We start from the raw sequence: 22987 nt of genomic DNA, 5'->3' as shown, positions 1-22987 counted from the left end.
ACTTTTGAGACAGTTTCTTTTTTTGTCCTATTCTTCGTCAGTGCTGATTTTTTGAAGTAAGGTACGAAGCTGCTCTACTTCCGCGGTGGTTAATTTACCAACTAGGCTCTTGTTATAATCATCTAAAATAGACTGAAGAATTGGCGAAAAATCGATTGCTTTAGGCGTTGGATATAGTAGTTGAGAGCGTCGATCATTAGGATCTGGTTTACGTTCAATATAACCCGAATTCTCTAATTGCTTCACGGAGCGAGCGGTGGTGGCTTTATCAAATTTTAGTTCAGAAGTTAGTTGATCTTGTGTAATCCCTGGTCTGGAAGTAATCAGTTTTAGAAAACTATGTTGCCCACCACTACCTATTCCATAGGGCATGAACTTTTTTACCAATTGCTTCTGATTTTGACGATGAAAATAGGAAATCAACTTTCCTATAGGCTCTTTTTCCAAGATATAGACACCTCTTTGGGTATATAGTTCGCTTATTTGCTACTCTGAGACAAAGTGTACAATAAAGTCGTTGCGCGCGCAACTAAATTGATGTAGACTATGTAAGTAAGTTTTGTTGCGTGCGCAACTAAACGTTGATTATACATTCAATGAGGTGTTAGTTTATGAGTTCTATTAGCGCAACCTATCAGGAAGACAAGGAAATTCAGAAGAAACGCTGGATGATTTTAATTGTACTGAATATTTTCACCTTCATGTCCACACTGGATGGCAGTATCGTCAACATCGCTCTGCCAGAATTATCGAAACAATTGAAGCTGCCTATGGCACAAATCGAATGGGTAACCACAGGTTATTTGATGGCGATATGTGCTGCGATTCTTTTCTTCGGGAAGCTTGGAGATATTGTTGGGAAGATTCGAATCTTTAAGATAGGGACGATTGTTTTTGTTATTGGTTCGATGCTGTGTGGATTCAGTTTAAGTTTACCGGCATTACTTGCTTCACGCGTCATTCAGGCTATTGGAGCTTCGATGACCATGGCGAATAGCCAGGGAATCGTTACGGATATCTTTCCAGCCAATGAGCGGGGTAAAGCGCTTGGTTTCATAGGTACATTCGTGTCTCTGGGAAGTATAGCTGGCCCTAGCTTAGGTGGGATTATGGTTTCGACATTAGGCTGGGAGTATATCTTTTGGGTGAACATTCCTATTGGAGTGATCGCTATTCTGTTAGGCTGGAAGGTACTGCCTAAGGATTTAACTAGGACGAAATCTACAATAGACGTTCCAGGTAGTTTACTCTTCGCTATTTTTATCATAAGTTTGTTCGCAGGGCTTTTATTGGGACAGCAGCTCGGTTATGGCGATAGCTTAATTGTGACGGCTTTAATCGTAGCTATAGTCAGCTTCATTGCTTTCTTATGGACGGAGCTTCGTCGGAAAGAGCCGCTACTACAATTGTCATTATTTAAGAATCCGTTGTTTTCATTAAGTATTTTATGTGGGTTTCTCGTGTTTACAGCGAACTTCTGCTTTAATATCATCGCGCCATTTTATGCACAGAATATGCTGAATCTATCGCCCTTTGAAGCGGGATTCCTGTTGATGCTGTTACCGATATGTATGGTTGTCGTAGCACCAATAAGCGGAGCTTTATCGGATAAAATCGGGTCTGAATTCCTAACTTTTGCAGGGCTGGTAGTCATGGTTATTGCTCAGTTTGGATTAGCAGAGCTTCATGAAGGAAGCTCTGTTGTGCTGGTAGGCGTGTGGATTGCTATGTTAGGAATCGGTAGTGGTCTATTTCAATCGCCGAACAATTCACTTGTGATGTCTAAGGTGCCTAGGACTCAGCTTGGTTCTGCGGGCAGCGTCAATTCGTTAGTTCGTAATGTGGGGATGGTCGTCGGTATTACGATAGCTACTACGATTCTCTTTCATGTGATGAGCAGTGAAGCTGGTTATCGGGTAACAGGTTTAGTTCCAGATAGACCAGAGTTATTTATCAGTGGGATGCATGTAGTGTTCATGACTTCGGCATCCATATGCTTTGTGGCTGCACTGCTAACGGGTTGGAGAATGATAAGTGCAAGGAGCGCCAGAGTGCAGACTTCGGAAAGATCATAAGGAATAAAAGAAGAAGATCCTTCTGACGCTACGGCGTGGAAGGATCTTCTTTGTGAGGAGATTGAAGGGCTTTCTTAACGGCTTGCAAGTATTGATACCGATACTGATCATCCGGTTCTAAATAGGCACCCTCAGCCCACTCGTTCCAAGCGTTAATATAAATAAAATCACTTTTGAACATCTTCTTGGTCCTCTCAATTTGTCGAGACAGATATTGACCGAATTTGTGAGGATTTGCACCTAAAGTACTTTGTCCGGCAGCACCTTTACGTGGTGTATTATCCCAGTTGACAAATGCTCCCGGATATATAATTTCCCCATCTCTATGAGGTGTCCGTTCTAACATAGATTCCCATAATTCATCATAATCAATGACAATATGCTTTTGATCCTCTACCTGCTTGGAACTCCATAAGTGCTTTACACCGCCATGTGCGAATGTGTAGTGAGGCTCGAATTCTAGACTGGCGTCGAACCCGTGCTCTGTCATTAGGGGGAATCCGCCCAGTGTCCGGACAAGATGAAGGCCCTTAAGTCCGTTTTGCTGAGCTAAATCACGCCAACATTGAAGCATTTCATCACACCGAGGGATGCTGGAGGATCTATAGATAATAAATACTGGTTTGCCGTCTACGCAAATATATCGTTCATCTTGGAAAGCCTCGAGTAAAGTATAAAAATGCATTCGCCAATCCCGTTCTTCTCCATATTCCTGTGGCATCAAGACATCTTCTTCAGTGCCATCCCAGCTTCGTGTCCAAGGTTCATTAGCCCAAGACAGACAAAAGGGGAAGTCAGGCTCTTTGCTGGCAAGAATCTGCTGAACCGGTTGTTCCAGAAGTCGCCTGCCATTGAACCAATAGTGATAATAACAAAACCCGTAAATGCCATGAGCTTTTGCAGTTTCAGCCTGCCATTGTTTCACTTTAGGGTCCGTTAAATCGTAGTAGTTATTATTTAATGGTTTTTTCGGTTGATCATGTTCAGGATAAAGGGCTGTAGCCTTCCTGACATTTGTCCATTCTGTAAATCCCTCTCCCCACCAGGAATCGTTCTCTGTTATCTGATGAAACTGAGGCAATACAAAAGCGATGCATTTCAAGTCAGATCACCCCCTATGGCTCCGTGAATATTTTTTTGAGCAGCAGCTTTCCCTGCTGAAGATAGGAATAATTGTACTTTACTTCCTTTAGAGCACGAGAGGCCGAACTTCTCCTTTCATCACTATGAGCAATATAGTACCTGAAGCTCTCAGAGAGCTCTTTAAAGTTCTGGAAACGAATAAGACTTTCTTCTGCAATGGGGTAACTTTGAAGATGGGGATGGTCTTCCACGAACTGAAATACGCCGCAAGCAGAGACCTCCATAATTTGCTGCACAGAACCTGTGCAATTGATGACGATCCTTGCTCCGTTATAATAGTTAGACATTTCTGCTTTATCGTAGGTGATGTCTATGAAATTTTTGGTGGGCTCCCACCCGCTACCAATGGTCATTATCTTGAGGCCATGAAGTAGTTCTGAATGAGCTAGGGTGTCCAGAACATTATTCATTTGAAAATGGCCGAGAATGAGTACGTCACTGTGGTAACATTTCTCTACACGTCTTGGGTAATAGAGGTCTGTATCTGGAGCATAGGGGAGGTAGCTAGAATGTTTCTCCCGTAAACCTTGATAATAGATTAGATTAGCTATGTTCTGTGTGAAAATATAATCGAATAATAGCGCTAGATTACGTTCTGTTCGGGTAAGGCAGGTCGTGTCTGCCATCCATACGGCCTTAGGAGCGTTATAAGCTTTGAGGGCAGGAATATTCTCCTCAGGGAACAGGGTCTCTGATCCCAAGGCCAATATCAGATCAGGCTGATACTGGGCTAAATATTCTTCCAGATTATGATGTAGCTTAATGGCAAGCACTTCTTTGACCAGATGCCTTAGCTGATCTTTAAAAAGTCGTACATTAGGCATTTTTTCACTTATCTCTGAGGGGATCAGAAGCAATACTCTTAATTGTTTTAGTTCCCGTGTTATGGATTCCGTTCTATAAGAGTTCTCGAGAATGAGATTATGGTGTTGCGGTTGATGAACTTGGCTGATGGAGACTTCGTGAGTTGAAGGCAATTGAGGAGTGAGCCTAGTAGCTGTCTTCTTCATAATTCCTCCTGTATTCATTGGAGCCAGTCGTTCGCTCTAGCACCTAGTCTTGCTAATCATTATATGTGTAGGGGGTTCATTTGACTTTAGGTATAAGACCATTAATCTGAATCTTGAAGGAAAAAGCGGATTTAGTAAAAGATGTATATCTATCTATGACCGGATTGTCTTGTCTAACATAAGATATACTATAAAACCTGAAAGGGATGATCGTCTTGCCAACCTTCGATAATATTCTTGTTACAGGAAGTCAGACCATTCAAAATGATCTGCATGTCAACGGGAATGAGACTATCGATTTAGACTTGCAATTAAATGGTAGTCAGACCATTATGGGAAGCCTTCAGGTGAACGGCAGTCAGTCCCTGCTCGGTCATTTGGGGGTTACCGGTGAAATTAGCGGTGCAGGCACCATCAAAACTGCGACCCGTTTGATCGCGGTGAATCAGGCTTTGTCACCAGTTTCAGCCCCTACGAGCCTTCAAGAAGTCAGATATTTCGCTATGGGAGTTGCAAGTCAGACAGGACTCGTGCTGAAGGGCACGGATGGAAATGACTATGTATTATTTATCGATTTGACCGGGGGAACACCTAATATTGGGATCCAGCGGGCTTAAATCTGATAACATTAACATCTTCGGGCTATGAACAATAAAAAAACAGCAAGTCGCCTAGGTACAAATAGGGACTTGCTGTTTGAGGTTTCTATTAATTCTTAAAGCTGTGAATTGGAGCAGGAATTCGTCCACCTCGGTTAACGAAATTGGCGCAATTAAAGCCGTTAACAGCCATGACAGGCGCATATCCAAGGAGGCCGCCAAATTCTACAATTTCGCCTACATCCTTGCCAATAACAGGAATGACGCGAACAGCGGTTGTTTTGTTATTGACCATTCCGATAGCAGCTTCATCGGCGATGATGCCAGAGATCGTCTCTTTGGTGGTACTTCCCGGAATAGCAATCATGTCCAGTCCTACAGAACATACACAGGTCATGGCTTCTAGCTTTTCGAGCGTAAGAGCACCACGCTGTACGGCTTGAATCATTCCGTGATCTTCACTAACCGGAATAAAGGCGCCACTGAGTCCGCCAACATAGGAGGAGGCCATAACGCCACCTTTTTTAACATTGTCATTTAGAATCGCCAGAGCGGCTGTTGTTCCTGGTGCGCCAGCTTCTTCCAGACCCATGACTTGAAAGATCTCTGCAATGGAATCCCCAATTTCTGGTGTTGGAGCCAGAGATAAATCGATAATCCCAAAAGGCACGTTCATCCGTTTCGATGCTTCCTGCGCAACTAGTTGTCCCACACGCGTAACTTTAAACGCAGTCCGTTTGATCGTTTCACATAAGGTTTCGAAGTCCTGCCCCTTTACTTCCTCTAATGCACGCTTGATTACACCTGGGCCACTGACACCAACGTTGATGACACATTCCCGTTCACCAACCCCATGAAAGGCTCCAGCCATAAAAGGATTGTCCTCGACAGCATTACAGAAGACAACCAGCTTAGCACAGCCGATGGAATCCCGATCCTTGGTGCGTTCCGCAGTTTGAATAATGATATCACCCATTAATTTCACAGCATCCATATTGATTCCACTTCTGGAAGAGCCGACATTGACGGATGAACAGACTCTTTCAGTAACTGCTAGTGCTTCTGGGATGCTGTCGATTAGAATACGGTCACCTTTGGTGCACCCTTTTTGCACAAGCGCAGAGAAGCCACCAATAAAGTTAACGCCAACTTCTTTGGCAGCCTTGTCCAAAATTTCCGCTACAGGCACATACGTATCCGTCTTCACGGCGCCAGCAGCAATAGCAATAGGGGTCACAGAAATCCGTTTATTAACAATGGGTACACCGAATTGTCTTTCCAGATCTTCACCTGTTTTGACGAGCTTCTCAGCGGATCTAGTGATTTTGTCGTATACGTTTTGGTTAAAAGTTCTCATATCTGTATGCGCACAATCCATGAGGCTGATTCCCATCGTTATGGTACGTACATCCAGATTCATTTCACGGATCATTTTATTTGTTTCTTGTACTTCCACCAGTGATATCATGGTCATCCTCCTAAATGCGGTGCATAATATTAAAAATATCCTCATGCTGAAGCTTGATTTCCACGCCGATCGCTTCTCCGATTAAATGCAAATCCTCAACAATATCCTCAAATGCTTTAGTCGCGCCAGAAATGTCTACAATCATCATCATATTGAAATAATCTTGTACAATCGTCTGAGAAATATCCAGAATGTTCAAATTGTGCTCGGCCAGATATGTACATACCTTGGCGATAATCCCTACTTTGTCTTTTCCTAATACAGTAATAATCCCCTTCATAAATACAGCCTCCCTTTGTATATGGTGATTACGCCGTGTAAACGGAATGAACCATTCCAATCATTATTACAAATGCTGAAGCAAGCTTCAACCAAAGGTTTTTTGTCAGTTTGATCATTTTTATATAAAGTCCTGTGAATTTAAAGAAAATTCGATTGACAGTATATGAAAAATATGATGAAGTGAGAGATTGATACGATACTCTGAAGGAGTAAATATGACTACACAAAAATATAAAGATATGGTTGAAGAGCGGACCAAACAAACCCTCCAGGAATGGTCGGAACTGTCGGAAGTTAACGAGAAGGACATTTATCGTTTTTTGCATAATTTGAAAGGTACGGCAGGAACAGTGGGGTTACAAGAAGTTGAACAGTTTGCCGATGCAACGTTGCCCTATTTCATGGAAAGTAGCCTTAAGAGCTGGTCTTTTGAAGAGTGGGGCGATTATTTGTATCCGCTTATTCCACTGTTTAACCAAGATTCATCGGGTTCTCTAGGTTCAGTTAAGACGTTAGACAAAAAAGGAACTGATGATGCGCTCCCACATAATGATATTTTACTTATTGATGATGATGTAGAATTAGTGGCTTATTTAAAAGAATCATTGGAGAAGCAGAACTATTATGTAAGCATTGCCTTATCCGCTGAACGAGGTCTCAAGATTTTTTATGAAAGTAAACCGGATCTAATTCTTCTGGATATTCTTTTGCCGGATATCAGCGGGATTGAGGTCTTGAATCAAATTATCGGCAAAGCCAAAAAAGAACGTATTCCAATCATCATTATAAGTGGGGAGTCCTCCAAAGCGACGCAATTGCATGCATATAGGCTGGGGGTGATGGATTTTTTATCGAAGCCTGTAGATATTGATTTATTTCTGGCATTAATTAAAAACCGCTTTGAGTTAAAGCGGGAGTGGCAGGAATCCATCATTGTGGATGAATTGACGGGTGCGTTCAATCGAAAACACTTTAATCAAGTGATGAAACAGCTGATTTGCGATTTTAAGCGTACGGAACGGGTGTTTTCTTTAGCGCTGATTGATCTGGACTATTTCAAAAAGATTAATGATACATACGGTCATCTAATCGGAGATGAGGTATTACAGTCCTTGTCTGAGCTTGTAAAGGGTTCGATTCGTATGGAAGATACCTTTTGCCGCTTCGGTGGAGAAGAGTTTGCTGTGTTCCTGCCAAATACGGATGCGAGTTCTGCATTGACAGTAATAAACCGTATTCAGGAGCGATTTGCTGCCACCGACTTTTTTGCGAAGAATGAAGTCTTTCATGTGACCTTCTCGAGTGGGATATCAGAGGTAACAGAAGCTGAGAATATTGCCGATAAAATTGTAGAGGAAGCAGACCAGGCTCTCTATGCCAGCAAAGATGCCGGAAGGAATCAGACTACACTCTACACGGACCATTTATCGTCGACTAAAAAGCATTCGGTTCTAAATGTAATTGTTGTGGATGATGATGCGTTAATTCGAAAAATAGTGACTCATCAGATTGATACTTGGGAGCCGGAGGATATTGCTGAGGTGAATATCAGCAGTTTTGCGAATGGGCTGGATTTCTTGCAGTCGGATTGGTATTCCATAGATGAGAAATATATTATTCTACTTGATGGTGTGATGCCGGATCTTGATGGTGTTGAAGTTCTGGAAAGAATTCGCAAGACATATCCGGAAGTGAATATATTAGTGATCATGCTGACAGGGAGAAATAATCAGGCGGATATTGTACATGCCCTGCAGATGGGTGCCGATGATTATGTAGTAAAACCTGTTCATATGCCTGAGCTGTTGTCCCGAATGGAACGGTTGGCTCATAGATTCTTGTTCTAACACGAAGGGAATTGTGCGAATATGCAAAAAATAATGGTAGTGGATGATGAAGAAGTATTACGGATGTTAATCGAGGATACATTGGAAGATTTGGAGAATGTTGAGATTCACACAGCGGAGAATGGTTTGGAGGCGCTATCTAAGCTGTCTACGGATCCTTATGATCTGGTAATTCTGGATTATATGATGCCGGAAATGACAGGGATTGAAGTGCTTCAGCAGCTGGATGAGGAGAAGAAGAAAACTACAGCTATATTAATGTTGACGGCCAAGGCTCAAGATGTGGATCGACTTCGCGCTGTTGAAGCAGGAGCACGTTATTTTATGCCCAAGCCCTTTAGTCCGATGGAACTCTTGCAGATTGTGGAGGGGATCCTAAGTGACGAAGAGAAGTAACGTTAATCACAGTATCAGAAATAGGTATTTTCGTATCATTGCGCTTGTTTTCGCTTTAATCATCCTTATGGGCTCGGTATTTTTCTTTTTCATTAACGATGAACAGAACAAATTAAGTAGAGACCGAGAAATTCTGCAAAATAAGGCGGATACGATTACCGATTTGGCGAGTGCTTTAAATGAGGTGTTTTTCCGTGCCAGGGGATTCAGCGCTCTTAAAAGTGATAACGAATTAAAGCTCCTGAATGTAGGACTAATTAACTTTGATAAGATTCTGGATACCTATTCCAATCTCAATCTATCTCCCGAAGAAGCTTTGTTCAGAGATGGTCTAAAGGCCTTTTATGTCCAGTATAAAAATAAAACGTTACCTGAAGCGATTCGGCTAGTTGAGGCAGATGACTATGTGGCTTTGCGTGCTCTGTCCGCAGATGGTACCACTAAATCAGTGAATGATTTTCTTGGCTATACGGAAGAGTACAAAAAACGCTCGGATGAAGCCTTAAATTCTATGGCTATGGATTATATTAAACAGGCAAATGAATTTACCTTTATCGCATTTTTTATAAGCGCGATTATTCTGTTGTTCTTTACCTTTATGATCTGGCGGATTCTAAAGAACCTCATTGACCCTATTCTGAAGCTGGAAGGGGCAACGCATTCACTGGCTGCCGGTGAGGAAATTCTTCTGGGCAAGCTTAAGCATCAAGATGAAATTGGCCGACTTTATAATGCTTTTCTAAATATGGCCAGAAGTATTCAGGATAAAGAAGAAGAGTTGATGATGCAGAATGAAGAGCTGCACGCTCAGCAGGATGAGCTTCAGGATCAGCAGTATAGGCTGCAACGTTCACTCAGTGAAATTGAGAGCATGATGAAAGCGCTCGATCAGTCATCTGCCGTCGGTATCCTTACCGCTAAAGGTGTGTTTACTTACGCCAATGAGAACTTAAGTGAATATACCCGCTATAAGAAATCGGAGATTATCGGCTATACATATAGACTTTTTGAACTTTATAATGTGTCTCCTGAAGAATTCCAAAAAATCAGCAATAAATTAAGTACGGGCGGAGTATGGAGCAATGAGCTTCAGATTGTAGCCAAAGACGGATTGCCGATCTGGCTGCATCTGACGATTGTGCCATACTTGAATGAAGAGGGTGTAATTTATCAGTACATTCTTATTGCGAACGATATTAACTCTATGAAGAGCGTGCAGCAAGAGCTTGCTGAGACGCTGAAAAATACAGAACAGACTAAAAAGATGCTTGAGCTAAACAACCAGCTGAATCATGATATTACCTACACGTTAGATAAACATGAATTTGCAGATAAGTTTATTGAATTTATGCATCATCTGTATTCCTTTGATTCAAGCTTCTTCTTGCTAGTAAAAGATAAGATTGCAGCTGTTAAAGGGATACCTCAGGAAAATGTAGAGCGTTATCTCGATAGTGAGAACAATGAAATGTTATATCGTTTAAAGACTGAAAAGACCTATCTGATTAAGCGTTTAGCTACGCAATCGGAACAGGGAATCTCTTCGGATGAGGTCTACTGTTATGACTTCTACACGACTGTTGTGAATGCAGAAGATGAGATTCTAGCTGTATTTTGCGGAACCCGGATTGGACATTCCTTCAGCAAAGAAGAGATTAATGAGGTTCAAGGGATGATGAACCGCGTAGCTCTGGCGATTGAACGTTTGTTCATGTATGAAGAGATTGAACATGGACGGAAGCTGAATCGAGATATCGTCAATAACGTAAATGAAGGCATTCAGTTCGTGAATACTGATGGCATGATGCTGCAGATGAATAAGGCGCTCTGCAGCATAGTGAATTATGAATGGAACGAAGGTACCTTGATCCCTAGACAAGAATGGATGGATTATTTCATCGAACGCTCGAATGAGAACCAAGAACTTAGGTCGTTTTTTGAACAAGCAATTTCTGAGGATGCTCTGGAGTCAAGCAGTATGCAATACTCCATTGGAACGGAATCCAAGAAGCATATTGATGTTTATGCGATTCCTGTATTCCGACGTGAGCTCCGGATTGGTACATTGTTCGTATACAGAGATATCACTAGGGAGTACGAGCTGGATCTTATGAAATCCGATCTTGTTAGTACAGTAAGCCATGAGCTGAGAACGCCATTGTCGAGTGTACTAGGATTCACGGAATTGCTATTGTCCAAAACCATGAAGCCGGAGAAGCAGCTGAAGTATCTGGAGACGATTCATAAAGAAGCGAAGCGGTTGACTGAGCTCATTAATGATTTTCTGGATCTGCAGAGAATGGAGTCAGGAAAGCAGCAGTATATTACGGAGCATGTGAATCTCAGTGAAATTGTACTAGGGGTTATCGATCAATATAAGCTTAGCAGCACACATCATGTGCTTCTGGTGGATGAGGCTCTAAATGCGGAAGTAGATGTGGACAAGGATAAGATTGTTCAAGTTCTAACGAATCTGTTAAGTAATGCGATCAAGTTCTCGCCTACTAACAATGAAGTGAAAGTGCTGTTGCATAATGAGCCAGACCAGATTATTGTGCGTATTCAAGATAACGGTCTCGGGATTCCTAAGGATCAAATAGGCCAGCTATTTCAAAAATTCAGAAGAGTGGATAATAGTGCCTCCAAAAGAATTGGCGGAACAGGTCTTGGTCTTGCCATCTGTAAAGAAATTATTGAGAAACAAAAGGGAACCATCGGTATTGATTCCGTAGAGGGAGAGGGGACAACGGTTTGGTTTAGCCTCCCCATCCTCCATGGGGACACAAGCCGACAGCAAGATGAGCTAAATAAATGGAATGCAGATAAAGAGCTTAAGCCTAATGTAATGATCGTTGAAGATGATTACAGCCTTTCTTTGCTTTTATCCGAGGAGCTGAAAGGAAAGGGCTTCAGGGTAACTCATCATTATCATCCGAAGGAAGCTTTTGACCATGCCTTGAAAACACCATTTGTTGCGATCGTGGTTGATTTGATGCTGGGAGAAGAATTGGACGGATGGGATCTGATCCGAATGCTAAAAGAGGATTCGAGAACAGAGAATATTCCGATTGTAATCTCTTCCGCTCTGGATCAATCCGATAAGAACCAATTGAATGATGTGATACAGAAGTATTTAACCAAGCCTTATCCGCCTGGTGAGTTATCGAATACGCTTGAAGAGATTGTGAAGATAAAGACAGGGGCAGGCGAGGTATTATTTCCCGAAAGTAAGAAGGATTTATAGTTTTTATTTATCACAATATTTTATAAATAGTATCACTTTTTATAATGAAACCGATCAAAACAGCTTAAATCATACTGTTTTGATCGGTTTTTATGTACTTTATAGATACTTTTTCAATAAATACCATTAATTAGGTAAAAACGACTGGATTGATCGTTTACAATTATTGTGATAGCCTGATTTTATGAGGTTCTAAAAAAGGCTCAGATAGAGGTACGGATATTAACCAGATTTCATGTTTAGGAGAGGTGGATATTGTTGCAACTACAGGTAACGAACAGTCCCTTTAACGAGAACCAAGTCGAGCTTCTCAATCGTCTTCTACCAACCTTAACGGAGACACAGCAAATATGGCTTAGCGGATATTTATCTGCAATTGGGCGTACTGCGGCAGCAGCGCCAGTGGGTGCTGAACTTCAAGCGCCATCAAACACGGTCGGGACCGCAGAGGTCGGCGCTGCCGCTACGAGTCAACCTGCTGCATCACGTGAAGTAACCATTTTATTTGGTTCACAAACAGGGAATTGCCAGCGACTGGCGGGGAGCTTGTCCCGCAAGCTGGAAGAGCAAGGATTTCAGGTGACGCTCACCGCGATGAACAGCTTTAAGCCTAATGCGCTTAAGAAGGTAGAGAACCTGCTGCTGCTGGTCAGTACGCATGGCGAGGGTGATCCACCAGATAATGCACGGATGTTCCATGAGTTCCTCTACAGCAAAAGAGCACCTCAATTAGAGAACCTGCGGTTTTCAGTTCTGGCTCTGGGAGACACCTCTTATGAATTTTTCTGTCAGACGGGTAAAGAGTTCGATCAGAGGTTAGAAGAACTTGGTGGTAAGCGCCTAAGTCCACGTGTAGATTGTGATCTCGATTATGACGATTCCGTTGCCGAATGGTTTGAAGGTGTGATTGGTGCATTAAATGTAAATTTAAATGCTCCAGCCATTGCTGCAAAAGCAGTTCAAGCCGCAGAGGACGCAGAGTCACAAGAACCTCTATATACTCGGAATAATCCTTTTAAAGCAGAGGTACTGGAGAATCTGGATTTGAACGGACGCGGCTCGGACCGGGAGACTCGCCATTTGGAACTATCGCTTGAAGGCTCTAATATACAGTTTGAACCAGGGGATGCACTGGGAGTATATCCAGAGAATCATCCCGAACTGGTGGACGCTATTATTCATACTATGGGCTGGAATCCTAATGATAAGGTTCCGTTTAATAAGAAAGGTGATGAAGGAGCCTTACGTGAGGCACTTCTGCATCATTATGAAATCACTGTATTGACCAAACCTTTGCTGGAGCAAGCGGCAAAGCTGTCTGCTTCAAACAAGCTGAGTGAGTTATTAGCTCCAGATCGTGCTTCGGAGCTTAAAGCGTATATTCAAGGACGCGATCTACTCGATTTGATCCAGGACTTCTCACCGTGGGAAGGTCCAGCCAGCAGTTTTGTGACGATTTTGCGGAAGCTTCCTGCACGCCTATATTCTATCGCTAGCAGTTATAAAGCAAACCCGGATGAGGTTCATCTAACCGTCAGAGCTGTACGTTATGAGGCTCACGGTAGAGCACGTTACGGTGTCTGCTCAGTGCATTGCGCAGAAAGAGTAGAACCGGGGGATACACTGCCTATTTACATTCAGCATAATCCTAACTTTAAGCTGCCTACTAATCCGGATGCACCGATCATCATGATTGGACCGGGCACAGGTGTTGCGCCATTCCGCTCTTTCTTAGAGGAACGTGGAGAGCTGGGAGCGGAAGGGAAATCTTGGCTGTTCTATGGGGATCGGCATTTTGTAACAGATTTCCTCTATCAGACAGATTGGCAGAGAATGCTAAAGGATGGCGTTCTAAGTAAGCTGGATGTAGCCTTCTCACGTGATACCGAAGAGAAAGTATATGTACAACATCGTATTTTGCAAAAGAGTCGTGAGGTTTATGAATGGCTGCAAGAAGGTGCTCATATCTACGTTTGCGGTGACGAGAAGTACATGGCGCATGATGTTCATTCTGCCCTGCTTACAGTGATTCAGAGTGAGGGTGGACTGAGCCCTGAAGCGGCAGCGGCTTATCTGGAAGATATGCAACAGACGCAGCGTTACCAGCGTGATGTCTATTAATGGATAGATGGAGTTATCGAATGACTTCGGGGGGAGATAACAACAATGGCAAACAATGAGAAGGTTAAGCCGATCGGCGGGCCTCCTAGTGATGTAGAGCATATTAAGTCGGAGAGTAACTATCTGCGGGGTGCATTGGTTGAGACACTAAGCAATCCGATTACGGGTGGTCTACCTGAAGATGATAATCGGCTGCTAAAATTTCACGGAAGCTATATGCAGGATGACAGAGATTTACGCAATGAACGGGAACGTCAGAAGCTGGAGCCGGCATTCCAGTTTATGCTTCGCGTAGTTGCCCCTGGTGGTGTAGCTACACCGGAACAATGGCTGGTGATGGATGATCTGGCACAGAAGTATGGTAACGGAACCTTACGTCTAACTACAAGACAGGCATTTCAAATGCATGGTGTGCTTAAATGGAACTTAAAGAAGACCATTCGGAGCATCAATGATACGCTAATGACGACCCTTGCAGCTTGTGGGGATGTTAACCGTAACGTAATGAGCAATCCGAATCCTTATCAATCTGAGGTGCATGCAGAAGTCTATGAATGGGCGCGCAAAGTTAGTGACCATCTATCCCCACGAACTCCCGCTTACCATGAAATTTGGCTAGACGGTGAAAAGGTAGTGGATAGTTTAGGAGATCGTGCAGAAGTTGAACCGATCTATGGTCCGGTATATTTACCGCGTAAATTCAAGATTGGTCTTGCGGTACCCCCTTCAAATGACGTAGATGTGTTCTCGCAGGATCTAGGCTTCATCGCTATTCTTGAGAATGATAAGCTGGTAGGGTTCAACGTTTCTGTAGGCGGCGGTATGGGAATGACGCATGGCGATACCAGCACGTATCCTCAGCTTGGCCGTATCATTGGTTTTTGCCGTCCTGATCAATTGATCGATGTAGCGGAGAAGACAGTAACGATTCAGCGGGACTATGGAAATCGTTCTGTCCGCAAAAATGCACGGTTCAAGTATACGATTGACCGCCACGGTTTGGAATGGTTTGTCGGTGAGCTGCATGAAAGACTCGGATGGCAGCTTGAGGCGGCACGTGATTACCATTTCGATCACAATGGAGACCGCTATGGCTGGGTGAAGGGTACCAATGGAAAATGGAATTTGACGCTTTATATCCAAAGCGGACGGATTCATGACCAAGAAGGGTACACATTGATGACTGGACTGCGGGAAATTGCCAAGATTCATACCGGGGATTTCCGGCTTACGCCGAATCAGAATTTAACGATTGCTAACGTAACCACTGCCAAAAAGCGAAAAGTGGCTGAGCTGGCTAGACAACATGGACTTACAGATGGAGCTCATCTATCTGCGCTACGACGCAGTTCAATGTCTTGTGTGGCACTACCAACCTGCGGACTTGCAATGGCTGAAGCGGAACGTTATTTGCCTTCGTTGATTGATAAGCTAGAGCTTGTCCTTGATGAAGCTGGTCTCCGTGATGAGGAAATCGTGATCCGGATGACAGGTTGTCCTAATGGGTGTGCAAGACCGGCACTAGGCGAAATCTCGTTTATTGGTAAAGGTCCAGGCAGATATAATATGTACTTGGGAGCAGGTTTTACGGGAGATCGCTTGAACAAAATGTATAAAGAAAACATAGATGAAAAAGAAATTCTGGAGACACTGGAGCCGATTCTTCATCATTATTCGAAGGAACGTCTGCATAGTGAGCATTTTGGAGATTTCGTAATCCGTACAGGTTATGTAAAGGCGGTAACCTCAGGTCTTAATTTTCATGACTAATCTAATATAGATTGAAGGGGTGTCCCGGAGCCTACATTATGGCTGCTGGGGCACCTCTTTGTTAGTTGATTTTTTGGTTTTAAACTTTAACGGTTGCTCGTTGTCGAGTGGATTGGAGCTAAGTTAGATTGAGTGGGACGGATAAGATGCTATCGGACTCAGATGATCTAATATTTTCATTAGAAAAAGGGATTCCTTTTAGAATGTGTATGAAAAATATATTTTTTTTGCATAATGATTTGGATTTCTCGTGTTTTTCTTTCATAATATAAAGGGGAAACTAAATACAAAAGAAGAGCCATTGCCCGAGAGTGATGTGTTCTGTACAGAAGAGGCGATATTATGATTATCATGAAAACGATGGAAGAGATCGAAAAAATGCGTGCGGCGGGAAAAATTCTCGCTGAATGTCATCGTCAAATTGCGCAAATTCTACAGCCGGGAATTACCACCTGGGAGATTGATGAATTTGCAGAAAAATTTATACTGTCTCAAGGAGCGACTCCTGAGCAAAAGGGATATAACGGATATCCGTACGCAACCTGTGCATCTGTAAATGATGTAATCTGCCACGGCTTTCCGAAGAAGGAACCACTTAAAGATGGAGATATAGTAACCATAGACATGGTAGTTAACTTAGAGGGCTGGTTGGCAGATTCCGCTTGGTCATATGGGATTGGCAACATTAGTGAGCAGGCGACCAAATTACTAGACACCACAAAAGAATCTTTATTCCGAGGTATCGAGCAGGCAGTTGCAGGCAACCGTATCGGGGATGTTGCTCATGCTATTCAAGTTTACGCAGAGTCTAATGGTTTTTCTGTTGTGCGTGATTTTATTGGCCATGGGATTGGTTCAGAAATGCATGAAGCACCAGAGGTACCTCACTATGGTCCGGCTGGCAGAGGACCCCGTCTTAAAGAGGGGATGGTATTTACCATTGAGCCGATGCTGAACACAGGCAGCTATAGAACAAAGATTGATGCCGATGGTTGGACTGCACGTACCATTGACGGCGGTCTGTCAGCACAGTATGAACATACATTAGCTATCACCCCTCAAGGAACGATTATCCTGACTGAACTATAATTTAGGGTAGAAAATAGACCTGATTAGCTTCATCTTCTAATGATGTTGCTGATCAGGTCTATTTGTTGTTCAACTAATCAATTAATCAGTAATGTTGCGAGTATAGTATTCAATGATATCTTTTCGACGAATAATTCCGACAAACACGCCTTCTTTATCAATCACAGGAACAAAATTCTGATCTGCGGCGAGCGTCAACATATCCTCCATTTCGGCATTTATGAGAACGCTCTCGTTATGGACATGCTTCTGGATATCGCTTACTGGAACTTCTCCTATATTGTCAAAAGTTAGACCTGCTGTGTTTTTCAGCTTCCACAATAGATCACCTTCCGAAAGTGTTCCTACATATTTTCCTTCATTATCAATAATAGGGATAGCCGTATAATGGTGCTGCTCTAATTGTTCTAAGGCTTCCAGCATGGATAGTGAGTTAGTGATATAGGCAACTTGATCTTTAGGCAACAAAAAAGAGGATATTTCCATCGGCATGAACTCCTTTGTATTGAGATTTTTTTAGTTAGGCTACTTTTATTTAAACATACTTTTTGAAGAGATAGGTGTTTTAAATTTTATTATTTAATTATAGGTAAAAAGACCTATTAAATGACAGTCGCATTTTGTCGATTAAAGATAAGGTATATTATCCTAGAGTGGAGTTGTTCAGATGGCGTTGTATCGTAGGCTTTCTTTAACGGTTAAATTTGTTCTGGTAGTAAGTTTAGTTATCATTGTTATCTTTTTCTTTAGTTTAGTTGCAAATCTGCAAAATCTGCGTAATGTGAGTATTTCGAATGGTGAACTTCAAGCGGAGGTTGCCGGACGAAGTTATGCGGAATCCATCCAGAATACTATGATAGACATGGAGTCAACAACTAAGGTATTCGCAGAAGTGTTGCTGGAATCAAGAGAACATCAGACCTTAAGTCGTGAGGATGTTATCTCTACAATGAAGGCTATGCTTGAGAACAGACCTGAAATTTTGGGTATTAGCACATTATGGGAGCCGAATGCCTTCGATCAAAAGGATCAGGCTAATATAAATAAAATGCCGTACGACGACAACACAGGGCGTTTTGTTCCTTATGTTGTTAAAAATGAGGGTTCAATTACGATTGAAGCTTCGAAAAATTACGAAGTAGAAGGCACCGGAGATTACTACCTTATACCTAAAAAAAATAAGAAACCGATCTATCTTGAACCGTATTCTTATGAGACAACTGTTGGGTCTATGCAGATGATTTCGATTATACAGCCCATTGTAACCAATTCGGGTACTTTTCTTGGGACTGTGGGATTTGATATCTCGCTAGCAGAGCTTCAGGCAAAAGCGGTTAATTATAGACCTATGGGAGGTTATGTTGCTCTTATTTCAAATGATGGGAAATATGTAGCGAATCCTAATGATCCACAGAGTGTACTTAAAGATTTTGGGGATACGGAAGAGAAAGCTGCATTGTGGAGACAAGTGAAGAACGGGAAGAGTGTACAGGGGTATACCAATAATTCCAAAGGAGAAACTGTGCTCCGAATTTTTGTTCCAATCCAAATGCCAAAAAGTGAACAGGTCTGGTATACCCAGACAGCCATTCCTAAATCTACAATTATGGCGGACTTCGAACAAGCCAAAACAGAATCTTTTATTATCATGTTAGTTGGGATGACGATTTTAGGACTAGTTGTAGGCTTTCAACTATGGTTGATGGTGATCAAACCGCTTCGAATGTTATCTGAGAAATTGCAGCTTATGTCTCAAGGGGATTTAACCCAAACCTTGCAGGTTCGAAATAATGATGAATTCGGCAAGATGGCTACGCATTTTAATCAGATGACACATAAGCTTCGAGAAATGTTTGGACTTGTAGCTGACTTGTCGATGTCAGTGGGTGCTACTTCTGAAGAGTTGACAGCGAACGCTGAACAGACAGGGAAAGCTGCTGAACAGATTGCTGTGGCTATTGGACGAGTCGCCGAGGGAGCGCAACTGCAGAATGGTTATGCAGGAGAATCTTCTCTGGCCATGAGCGATCTTAGCGTTGGAGTGCAACGTATCGCTGACTCTTCATCAGCGGTGTCTGCATCTGCCGATGAAGTAACCGATCAAACGAAGAGAGGCAGTGCACAGCTTCAAATGGCGGTGAACCAGATGACAGAGCTTAAGCAATCCGTGGACAAGACGAGTCTGGCGATTGAACGACTAGGTGAAAGATCTGTACAGATTAGTGGGATTATTGGTCTGATCTCGAGTATCAGTAAACAGACTAATCTATTGGCATTAAACGCAGCGATTGAAGCATCCAGAGTGGGTGAACAAGGTCGTGGATTTGCTGTAGTAGCTTCGGAAATACGGATGTTGGCGGATCAAACGAAACAAGCTGCCGAACAAGTTACTGAATTAGTCGAACATGTTGTCCAAGATACTAATCAAGCCTCACAGGCTATGGCCGTTGGTAATGAACAAGTACGTATCGGTGTGCAGGGTGTATCTGACAGTGATCTTTTGTTTACATCGATTCTTGCTGAAATGACACAGGTTACAGATCAGATTCAGGAGGTATCTGCAGCCGCACAGCAGATGACCGCTGGTACAGAGGAGATTTCAGCTAGTGTCAAAGTATTAGCCGATCTTGCATCGGAAGCGTCCGCAGATTCACAAAGTGTAGCAGCAGCGTCAGAGGAGCAGCTTGCTTCTATGGAAGAGATAACTGCCTCGACGGAATCCCTCAGCTCAATGGTGCAAGATTTGCTGGATAAATTGTCTTATTTTAAGATTTAAAATAATTGAGATGTTGTAATTGTAAGTGGGAAACCCGGTTCTTTTCTATAGGATCAGGGTTTTTCCATTTCTTACATAATCTAAAAGGTATCTAGATGGCATCGGATGTGCTATAATCAATATATCGAAAGTAGTTACCTGCTAATTCACATAGCGTAGAGGGTTATTCTTAAGATGACAATAACCTTGTACCATATGTGAATTTTTATTTTTTTAGAGATTTTGTAAGAGATTTTTTTGGGATAAGAATAACATGTAAATTAAAAAAAGGTGGTAATTATATTATGCAAACAGGAACAGTGAAATGGTTTAACGCGGACAAAGGCTTTGGTTTTATCGAGGTTGAAGGTGGAGAAGACGTATTCGTACATTTCAGCGCAATCACTGGTGACGGATTCAAGTCTTTGGATGAAGGACAACGTGTAGAATTTAACGTAGTTCAAGGCAATCGTGGTCAACAAGCTGAGAATGTTGTAAAACTCTAAAGTTGTGAAAAAAATCCCCAAACTTATAGTTTGGGGATTTTTTTAAATATAAGAAATTATAAGTTTCACACAATACTATATGTCTTATATTTCTCGCTTAGTTGAAAGGTGGCGGATGTAAGTGCAGGTGTTTGAAGACTGGAATTTAAAAGTGAAGAAAACCTTTAACGCTACAAGCAACAAGGAAGTATTGACTGTGTCTGAAGCCGGTAGTTTACTTGGTCTGTCTAAAGATCAAATGAAAAGCTATGTAGACCAGCATAAGTTAACCAAAGTCCCAATTATGAGAAGTGTTGTCAGGTATCTTATACTGAAAAGTGAAATCGATACGATCCTGAACAAAACCTAATGTATTCTCAATAAACTTTGCAGACCCATCCTTCATAGGATGTGGTCTTTTTTTTTTGCCTCAAAAATTTCTTATAAAAAGAAACTTATCGATCCAATGATCGTCTATAATTATGGGATATTTAGGTAATGGGGTAGGCATAAACAGTAATAGAAGTTTAAACGTAATTGTGTGGAATAAAAGGTGATGTTCATTAATGGTGAGAAGTCGCATAAACAGAAAGGGTAATTCATCCAAATGAAAAATAAACAGAGCACTCATCCATCTGCTTCATTTACTTTAAGCAGAATCGAGAAAAAGAAAGTGAAAAAAAATAAAATCAGTAAAAAAATGAAAATTTGGTACTTTTCGATGGCTATCGTACTTATTATTGGACTGGGATCTTTTATTTTCCGTAAAGAATTAATGATTTTTGGGTTTAATAATGTTGTAGCCCCAACGATTGAACACACCCTTAAGGACTCCTATGTGCCATTAGAAGACAGCGGAGAACCAGGATTACAACCAACGATAGAAAATAAAGACCGTCCTTTTTCTCTCCTTCTACTAGGCACCGATCAGCGTGGCAAAGAAAACGGGCTTTCTGATTCCATTATTTATACAGTTATTCGACCTGAAGACCATAAAGCACTGCTCGTCTCCATTCCCCGTGATTCCTATACAGAAATTATTGGAGCAGAAAATATCAAAGGAGCAAGAAAAGAAACCAAGATTAATGCGGCACATTCCTACGGAGGTCCTCAAATGAGTGTGGATACCGTTAAGAATCTTTTGAATGCGCCAATTGATTACTATGCTACGATTAATTTTAATGGGCTTGTGGGTGTTACAGATGCTCTTGGAGGAGTGGTGCTTCCAATCACCAAGGTGATAGAGAATAAGAGTCCCGATCATGAGAAACTAAGAATTGAGCCGAACAAACCGATCTATTCCGGTAAGGAAGCTTTAATGTATGTAAGATATCGGGAAGATTCTGATTTTAAGAGAACAGAGAGACAGCGGATTTTCTTGAAAGCAGCGCTTGATCGGATGAAAAGAATAGATAATATTCTTAATATACAGAACATTATCGAAATTGCTGGCAGTAACTTTAAAACGAATATGAAGTCAGATTTTATTTTGGATTTGGCTAAGAAGGTAATTCTTGAAGGTGGAACCCCTGAAATAACGAGTCATATGCTCCAAGGGGAAGGAAAACATACGGATCAATGGTATTATATACTCGATGAAAATGATGTAAAGCGTACTCATGATATGATCGAGATTTGGCTGAACCCAGACTCTACTGAGGCTGATTTAATCACTGCTTCTAAGGATGATGCTGCTGCATAATATTTTTGCTATTCTATTTTATATTCACACGGAGGTTAGCTTCTATGGCATTAAAATCAAAGGAGCAAATGATACTCGAATTTAAGTCTCTTATTCCATTCGTGAAATCATTAGAAGAGGTGCCAGATAAACATTGGGATAAGCCCATAGCTACTGGTAAATGGACCGTGAAGGATATTCTCTGTCACCTCATGCTATGGGATAAATATTTCTATGAAGGTGCTATTAAGCAGATTATTTTGAAAGAACCATTAACAACGAAACATTTGGATTTTAACGAATTTAATGCTAACGCGATGGAGTATGCCAAATTGTTATCCAAGCAGACCTTGATTGAACAATTTGTGCTCTACAGATCTAGAATTTTAGATGCAGTCTCTGGATTAACGGATGAAGAATGCGAATTGGAATATAAGGATGGAGACCACAAGAAGTTCAGTGTTCGCAAGTATTTGAGAAGTTTTATCCCACATGATAAGCATCATAAAAAACAGATTGAACAATTTCTAAACTGCATCGATTAGAGATGAATTGTTGTCTCCTTATGGCTTAAGCTTTAGCGCGATTCTGAACCATTTTCATGGATTGGCGAATAAGTATTGGACCGAACATGCTGCCAGCATAGGCGGCTATAAAAGAATGTAAGGGAAACTTTATAGCGAAATAAATGACCGATCCAGCTACAAAATCAATAAGAATGAATTTCTTGATCTCGGATAGTGGGATTGTGACGAATACAAATGATTCTTTATTTTTCAAACCGTTGGCCTCCTATTTGAAAATGTTTCAAAAAAATCCACTATTCATTCTATTTTGAGAACAAGATGTCCCATTCGAAATATTTAGACTAACGGCATACGTTCATTACCATCGGGCTTATAAGACCATAATATCTGGGGCACGAATTTCCCTATGTGGTACGGTGAAGATGCAGTATTTCGTTTTCGTCTAAATATACAATCGAACCGTAAGTAAAATAATAGAAATATACTTGTAACTGA

General features: G+C 41.8%; 20 protein-coding genes. 13 read left to right on the top strand and 7 right to left on the bottom strand.

Annotated elements, in window-relative coordinates; translation table 11 throughout:
* Positions 1 to 27 precede the first annotated feature (27 nt).
* A complete protein-coding gene (locus M2444_RS06340) occupies positions 28 to 447 on the bottom strand; it encodes a MarR family winged helix-turn-helix transcriptional regulator (RefSeq protein ID WP_094870222.1) in 420 nt (139 codons plus the stop codon).
* A 164-nt stretch (positions 448 to 611) separates the two neighbouring features.
* Here M2444_RS06340 and M2444_RS06335 point away from each other — a divergent pair, with 164 nt between their 5' ends.
* Positions 612 to 2075 carry an MFS transporter gene (locus tag M2444_RS06335; protein WP_280786549.1) on the top strand — a complete coding sequence of 488 codons (1464 nt, stop codon included), beginning with the start codon at positions 612 to 614 and terminating at the stop codon, positions 2073 to 2075.
* Between the two features lie 28 nt (positions 2076 to 2103).
* Here M2444_RS06335 and M2444_RS06330 read toward each other — a convergent pair whose 3' ends face one another.
* Together M2444_RS06330 and M2444_RS06325 are read right to left on the bottom strand one after the other, a co-directional pair.
* A complete protein-coding gene (locus tag M2444_RS06330; RefSeq protein WP_094870220.1) occupies positions 2104 to 3177 on the bottom strand; it encodes a glycosyltransferase WbsX family protein in 1074 nt (357 codons plus the stop codon).
* Between the two features lie 13 nt (positions 3178 to 3190).
* On the bottom strand, positions 3191 to 4228 hold the full coding sequence (locus tag M2444_RS06325) for a glycosyltransferase family protein (RefSeq protein WP_179283582.1): 1038 nt from the start codon (positions 4226 to 4228) through the stop codon (positions 3191 to 3193).
* A gap of 206 nt (positions 4229 to 4434) precedes the next feature.
* Between M2444_RS06325 and M2444_RS06320 the strand changes: the two genes are divergently transcribed.
* Positions 4435 to 4845, top strand: a complete 411-nt coding sequence (locus tag M2444_RS06320) for a hypothetical protein (protein ID WP_256989811.1) — start codon at positions 4435 to 4437, stop codon at positions 4843 to 4845.
* A gap of 91 nt (positions 4846 to 4936) precedes the next feature.
* Here M2444_RS06320 and M2444_RS06315 read toward each other — a convergent pair whose 3' ends face one another.
* A complete protein-coding gene (locus M2444_RS06315) occupies positions 4937 to 6292 on the bottom strand; it encodes a PFL family protein (protein ID WP_256989813.1) in 1356 nt (451 codons plus the stop codon).
* A 13-nt stretch (positions 6293 to 6305) separates the two neighbouring features.
* A complete protein-coding gene (locus M2444_RS06310) occupies positions 6306 to 6575 on the bottom strand; it encodes an ACT domain-containing protein (protein WP_042189980.1) in 270 nt (89 codons plus the stop codon).
* Between the two features lie 217 nt (positions 6576 to 6792).
* Between M2444_RS06310 and M2444_RS06305 the strand changes: the two genes are divergently transcribed.
* The 6 genes from M2444_RS06305 to map all read left to right on the top strand — a co-directional run bounded on the left by M2444_RS06305 (position 6793) and on the right by map (position 17044).
* Positions 6793 to 8424, top strand: a complete 1632-nt coding sequence (locus M2444_RS06305; RefSeq protein WP_280786548.1) for a diguanylate cyclase — start codon at positions 6793 to 6795, stop codon at positions 8422 to 8424.
* A 21-nt stretch (positions 8425 to 8445) separates the two neighbouring features.
* Positions 8446 to 8820 carry a response regulator transcription factor gene (locus tag M2444_RS06300; protein WP_094870215.1) on the top strand — a complete coding sequence of 125 codons (375 nt, stop codon included), beginning with the start codon at positions 8446 to 8448 and terminating at the stop codon, positions 8818 to 8820.
* Positions 8804 to 12064, top strand: coding sequence for an ATP-binding protein (locus M2444_RS06295; RefSeq protein WP_094875535.1), 3261 nt, complete (start codon positions 8804 to 8806; stop codon positions 12062 to 12064). Before M2444_RS06300 ends, M2444_RS06295 begins: the two co-directional genes overlap by 17 nt.
* Positions 12065 to 12322: 258 nt before the next feature.
* Positions 12323 to 14185 carry an assimilatory sulfite reductase (NADPH) flavoprotein subunit gene (locus M2444_RS06290; protein ID WP_094870247.1) on the top strand — a complete coding sequence of 621 codons (1863 nt, stop codon included), beginning with the start codon at positions 12323 to 12325 and terminating at the stop codon, positions 14183 to 14185.
* A 45-nt stretch (positions 14186 to 14230) separates the two neighbouring features.
* The gene (gene cysI, locus M2444_RS06285) at positions 14231 to 15955 is read left to right on the top strand and encodes an assimilatory sulfite reductase (NADPH) hemoprotein subunit (protein ID WP_280786547.1); all 1725 of its coding nucleotides are present in this window, start codon (positions 14231 to 14233) and stop codon (positions 15953 to 15955) included.
* A gap of 342 nt (positions 15956 to 16297) precedes the next feature.
* On the top strand, positions 16298 to 17044 hold the full coding sequence (gene map, locus M2444_RS06280) for a type I methionyl aminopeptidase (RefSeq protein WP_094870212.1): 747 nt from the start codon (positions 16298 to 16300) through the stop codon (positions 17042 to 17044).
* An 81-nt stretch (positions 17045 to 17125) separates the two neighbouring features.
* Here map and M2444_RS06275 read toward each other — a convergent pair whose 3' ends face one another.
* Positions 17126 to 17530 (bottom strand): CBS domain-containing protein, encoded by a 405-nt coding sequence (locus tag M2444_RS06275; RefSeq protein ID WP_042189973.1) that lies wholly within the window; start codon positions 17528 to 17530, stop codon positions 17126 to 17128.
* Between the two features lie 181 nt (positions 17531 to 17711).
* On the opposite strand from M2444_RS06275, the gene M2444_RS06270 reads away from it, so the two are divergent.
* From M2444_RS06270 to M2444_RS06250, 5 genes are all read left to right on the top strand, one after another.
* On the top strand, positions 17712 to 19820 hold the full coding sequence (locus tag M2444_RS06270; protein WP_280786546.1) for a methyl-accepting chemotaxis protein: 2109 nt from the start codon (positions 17712 to 17714) through the stop codon (positions 19818 to 19820).
* Positions 19821 to 20104: 284 nt separating this feature from the next.
* Positions 20105 to 20305: a cold-shock protein gene (locus M2444_RS06265; RefSeq protein ID WP_036685790.1), complete on the top strand. Its 201-nt coding sequence runs from the start codon at positions 20105 to 20107 to the stop codon at positions 20303 to 20305.
* Between the two features lie 121 nt (positions 20306 to 20426).
* On the top strand, positions 20427 to 20654 hold the full coding sequence (locus M2444_RS06260) for a helix-turn-helix domain-containing protein (protein ID WP_094870210.1): 228 nt from the start codon (positions 20427 to 20429) through the stop codon (positions 20652 to 20654).
* 237 nt (positions 20655 to 20891) lie between these two features.
* Positions 20892 to 21986 carry an LCP family protein gene (locus M2444_RS06255; RefSeq protein ID WP_280786545.1) on the top strand — a complete coding sequence of 365 codons (1095 nt, stop codon included), beginning with the start codon at positions 20892 to 20894 and terminating at the stop codon, positions 21984 to 21986.
* 44 nt (positions 21987 to 22030) lie between these two features.
* Positions 22031 to 22510, top strand: a complete 480-nt coding sequence (locus M2444_RS06250) for a DinB family protein (protein ID WP_280786544.1) — start codon at positions 22031 to 22033, stop codon at positions 22508 to 22510.
* Positions 22511 to 22535: 25 nt separating this feature from the next.
* On the opposite strand, the gene M2444_RS06245 is transcribed toward M2444_RS06250, so the two are convergent.
* Entirely contained in the window at positions 22536 to 22745 is a 210-nt protein-coding gene (locus M2444_RS06245) for a hypothetical protein (protein WP_094870207.1), read from the bottom strand.
* Positions 22746 to 22987 lie beyond the last annotated feature (242 nt).

Source organism: Paenibacillus sp. PastF-3, assembly GCF_029893135.1.
In the GTDB taxonomy this organism is placed as follows: domain Bacteria; phylum Bacillota; class Bacilli; order Paenibacillales; family Paenibacillaceae; genus Paenibacillus_AQ; species Paenibacillus_AQ nitricinens.
The sequence above is the reverse complement of the archived record's forward strand: the minus strand, read 5'-3'. Positions and strand labels throughout refer to the sequence as shown.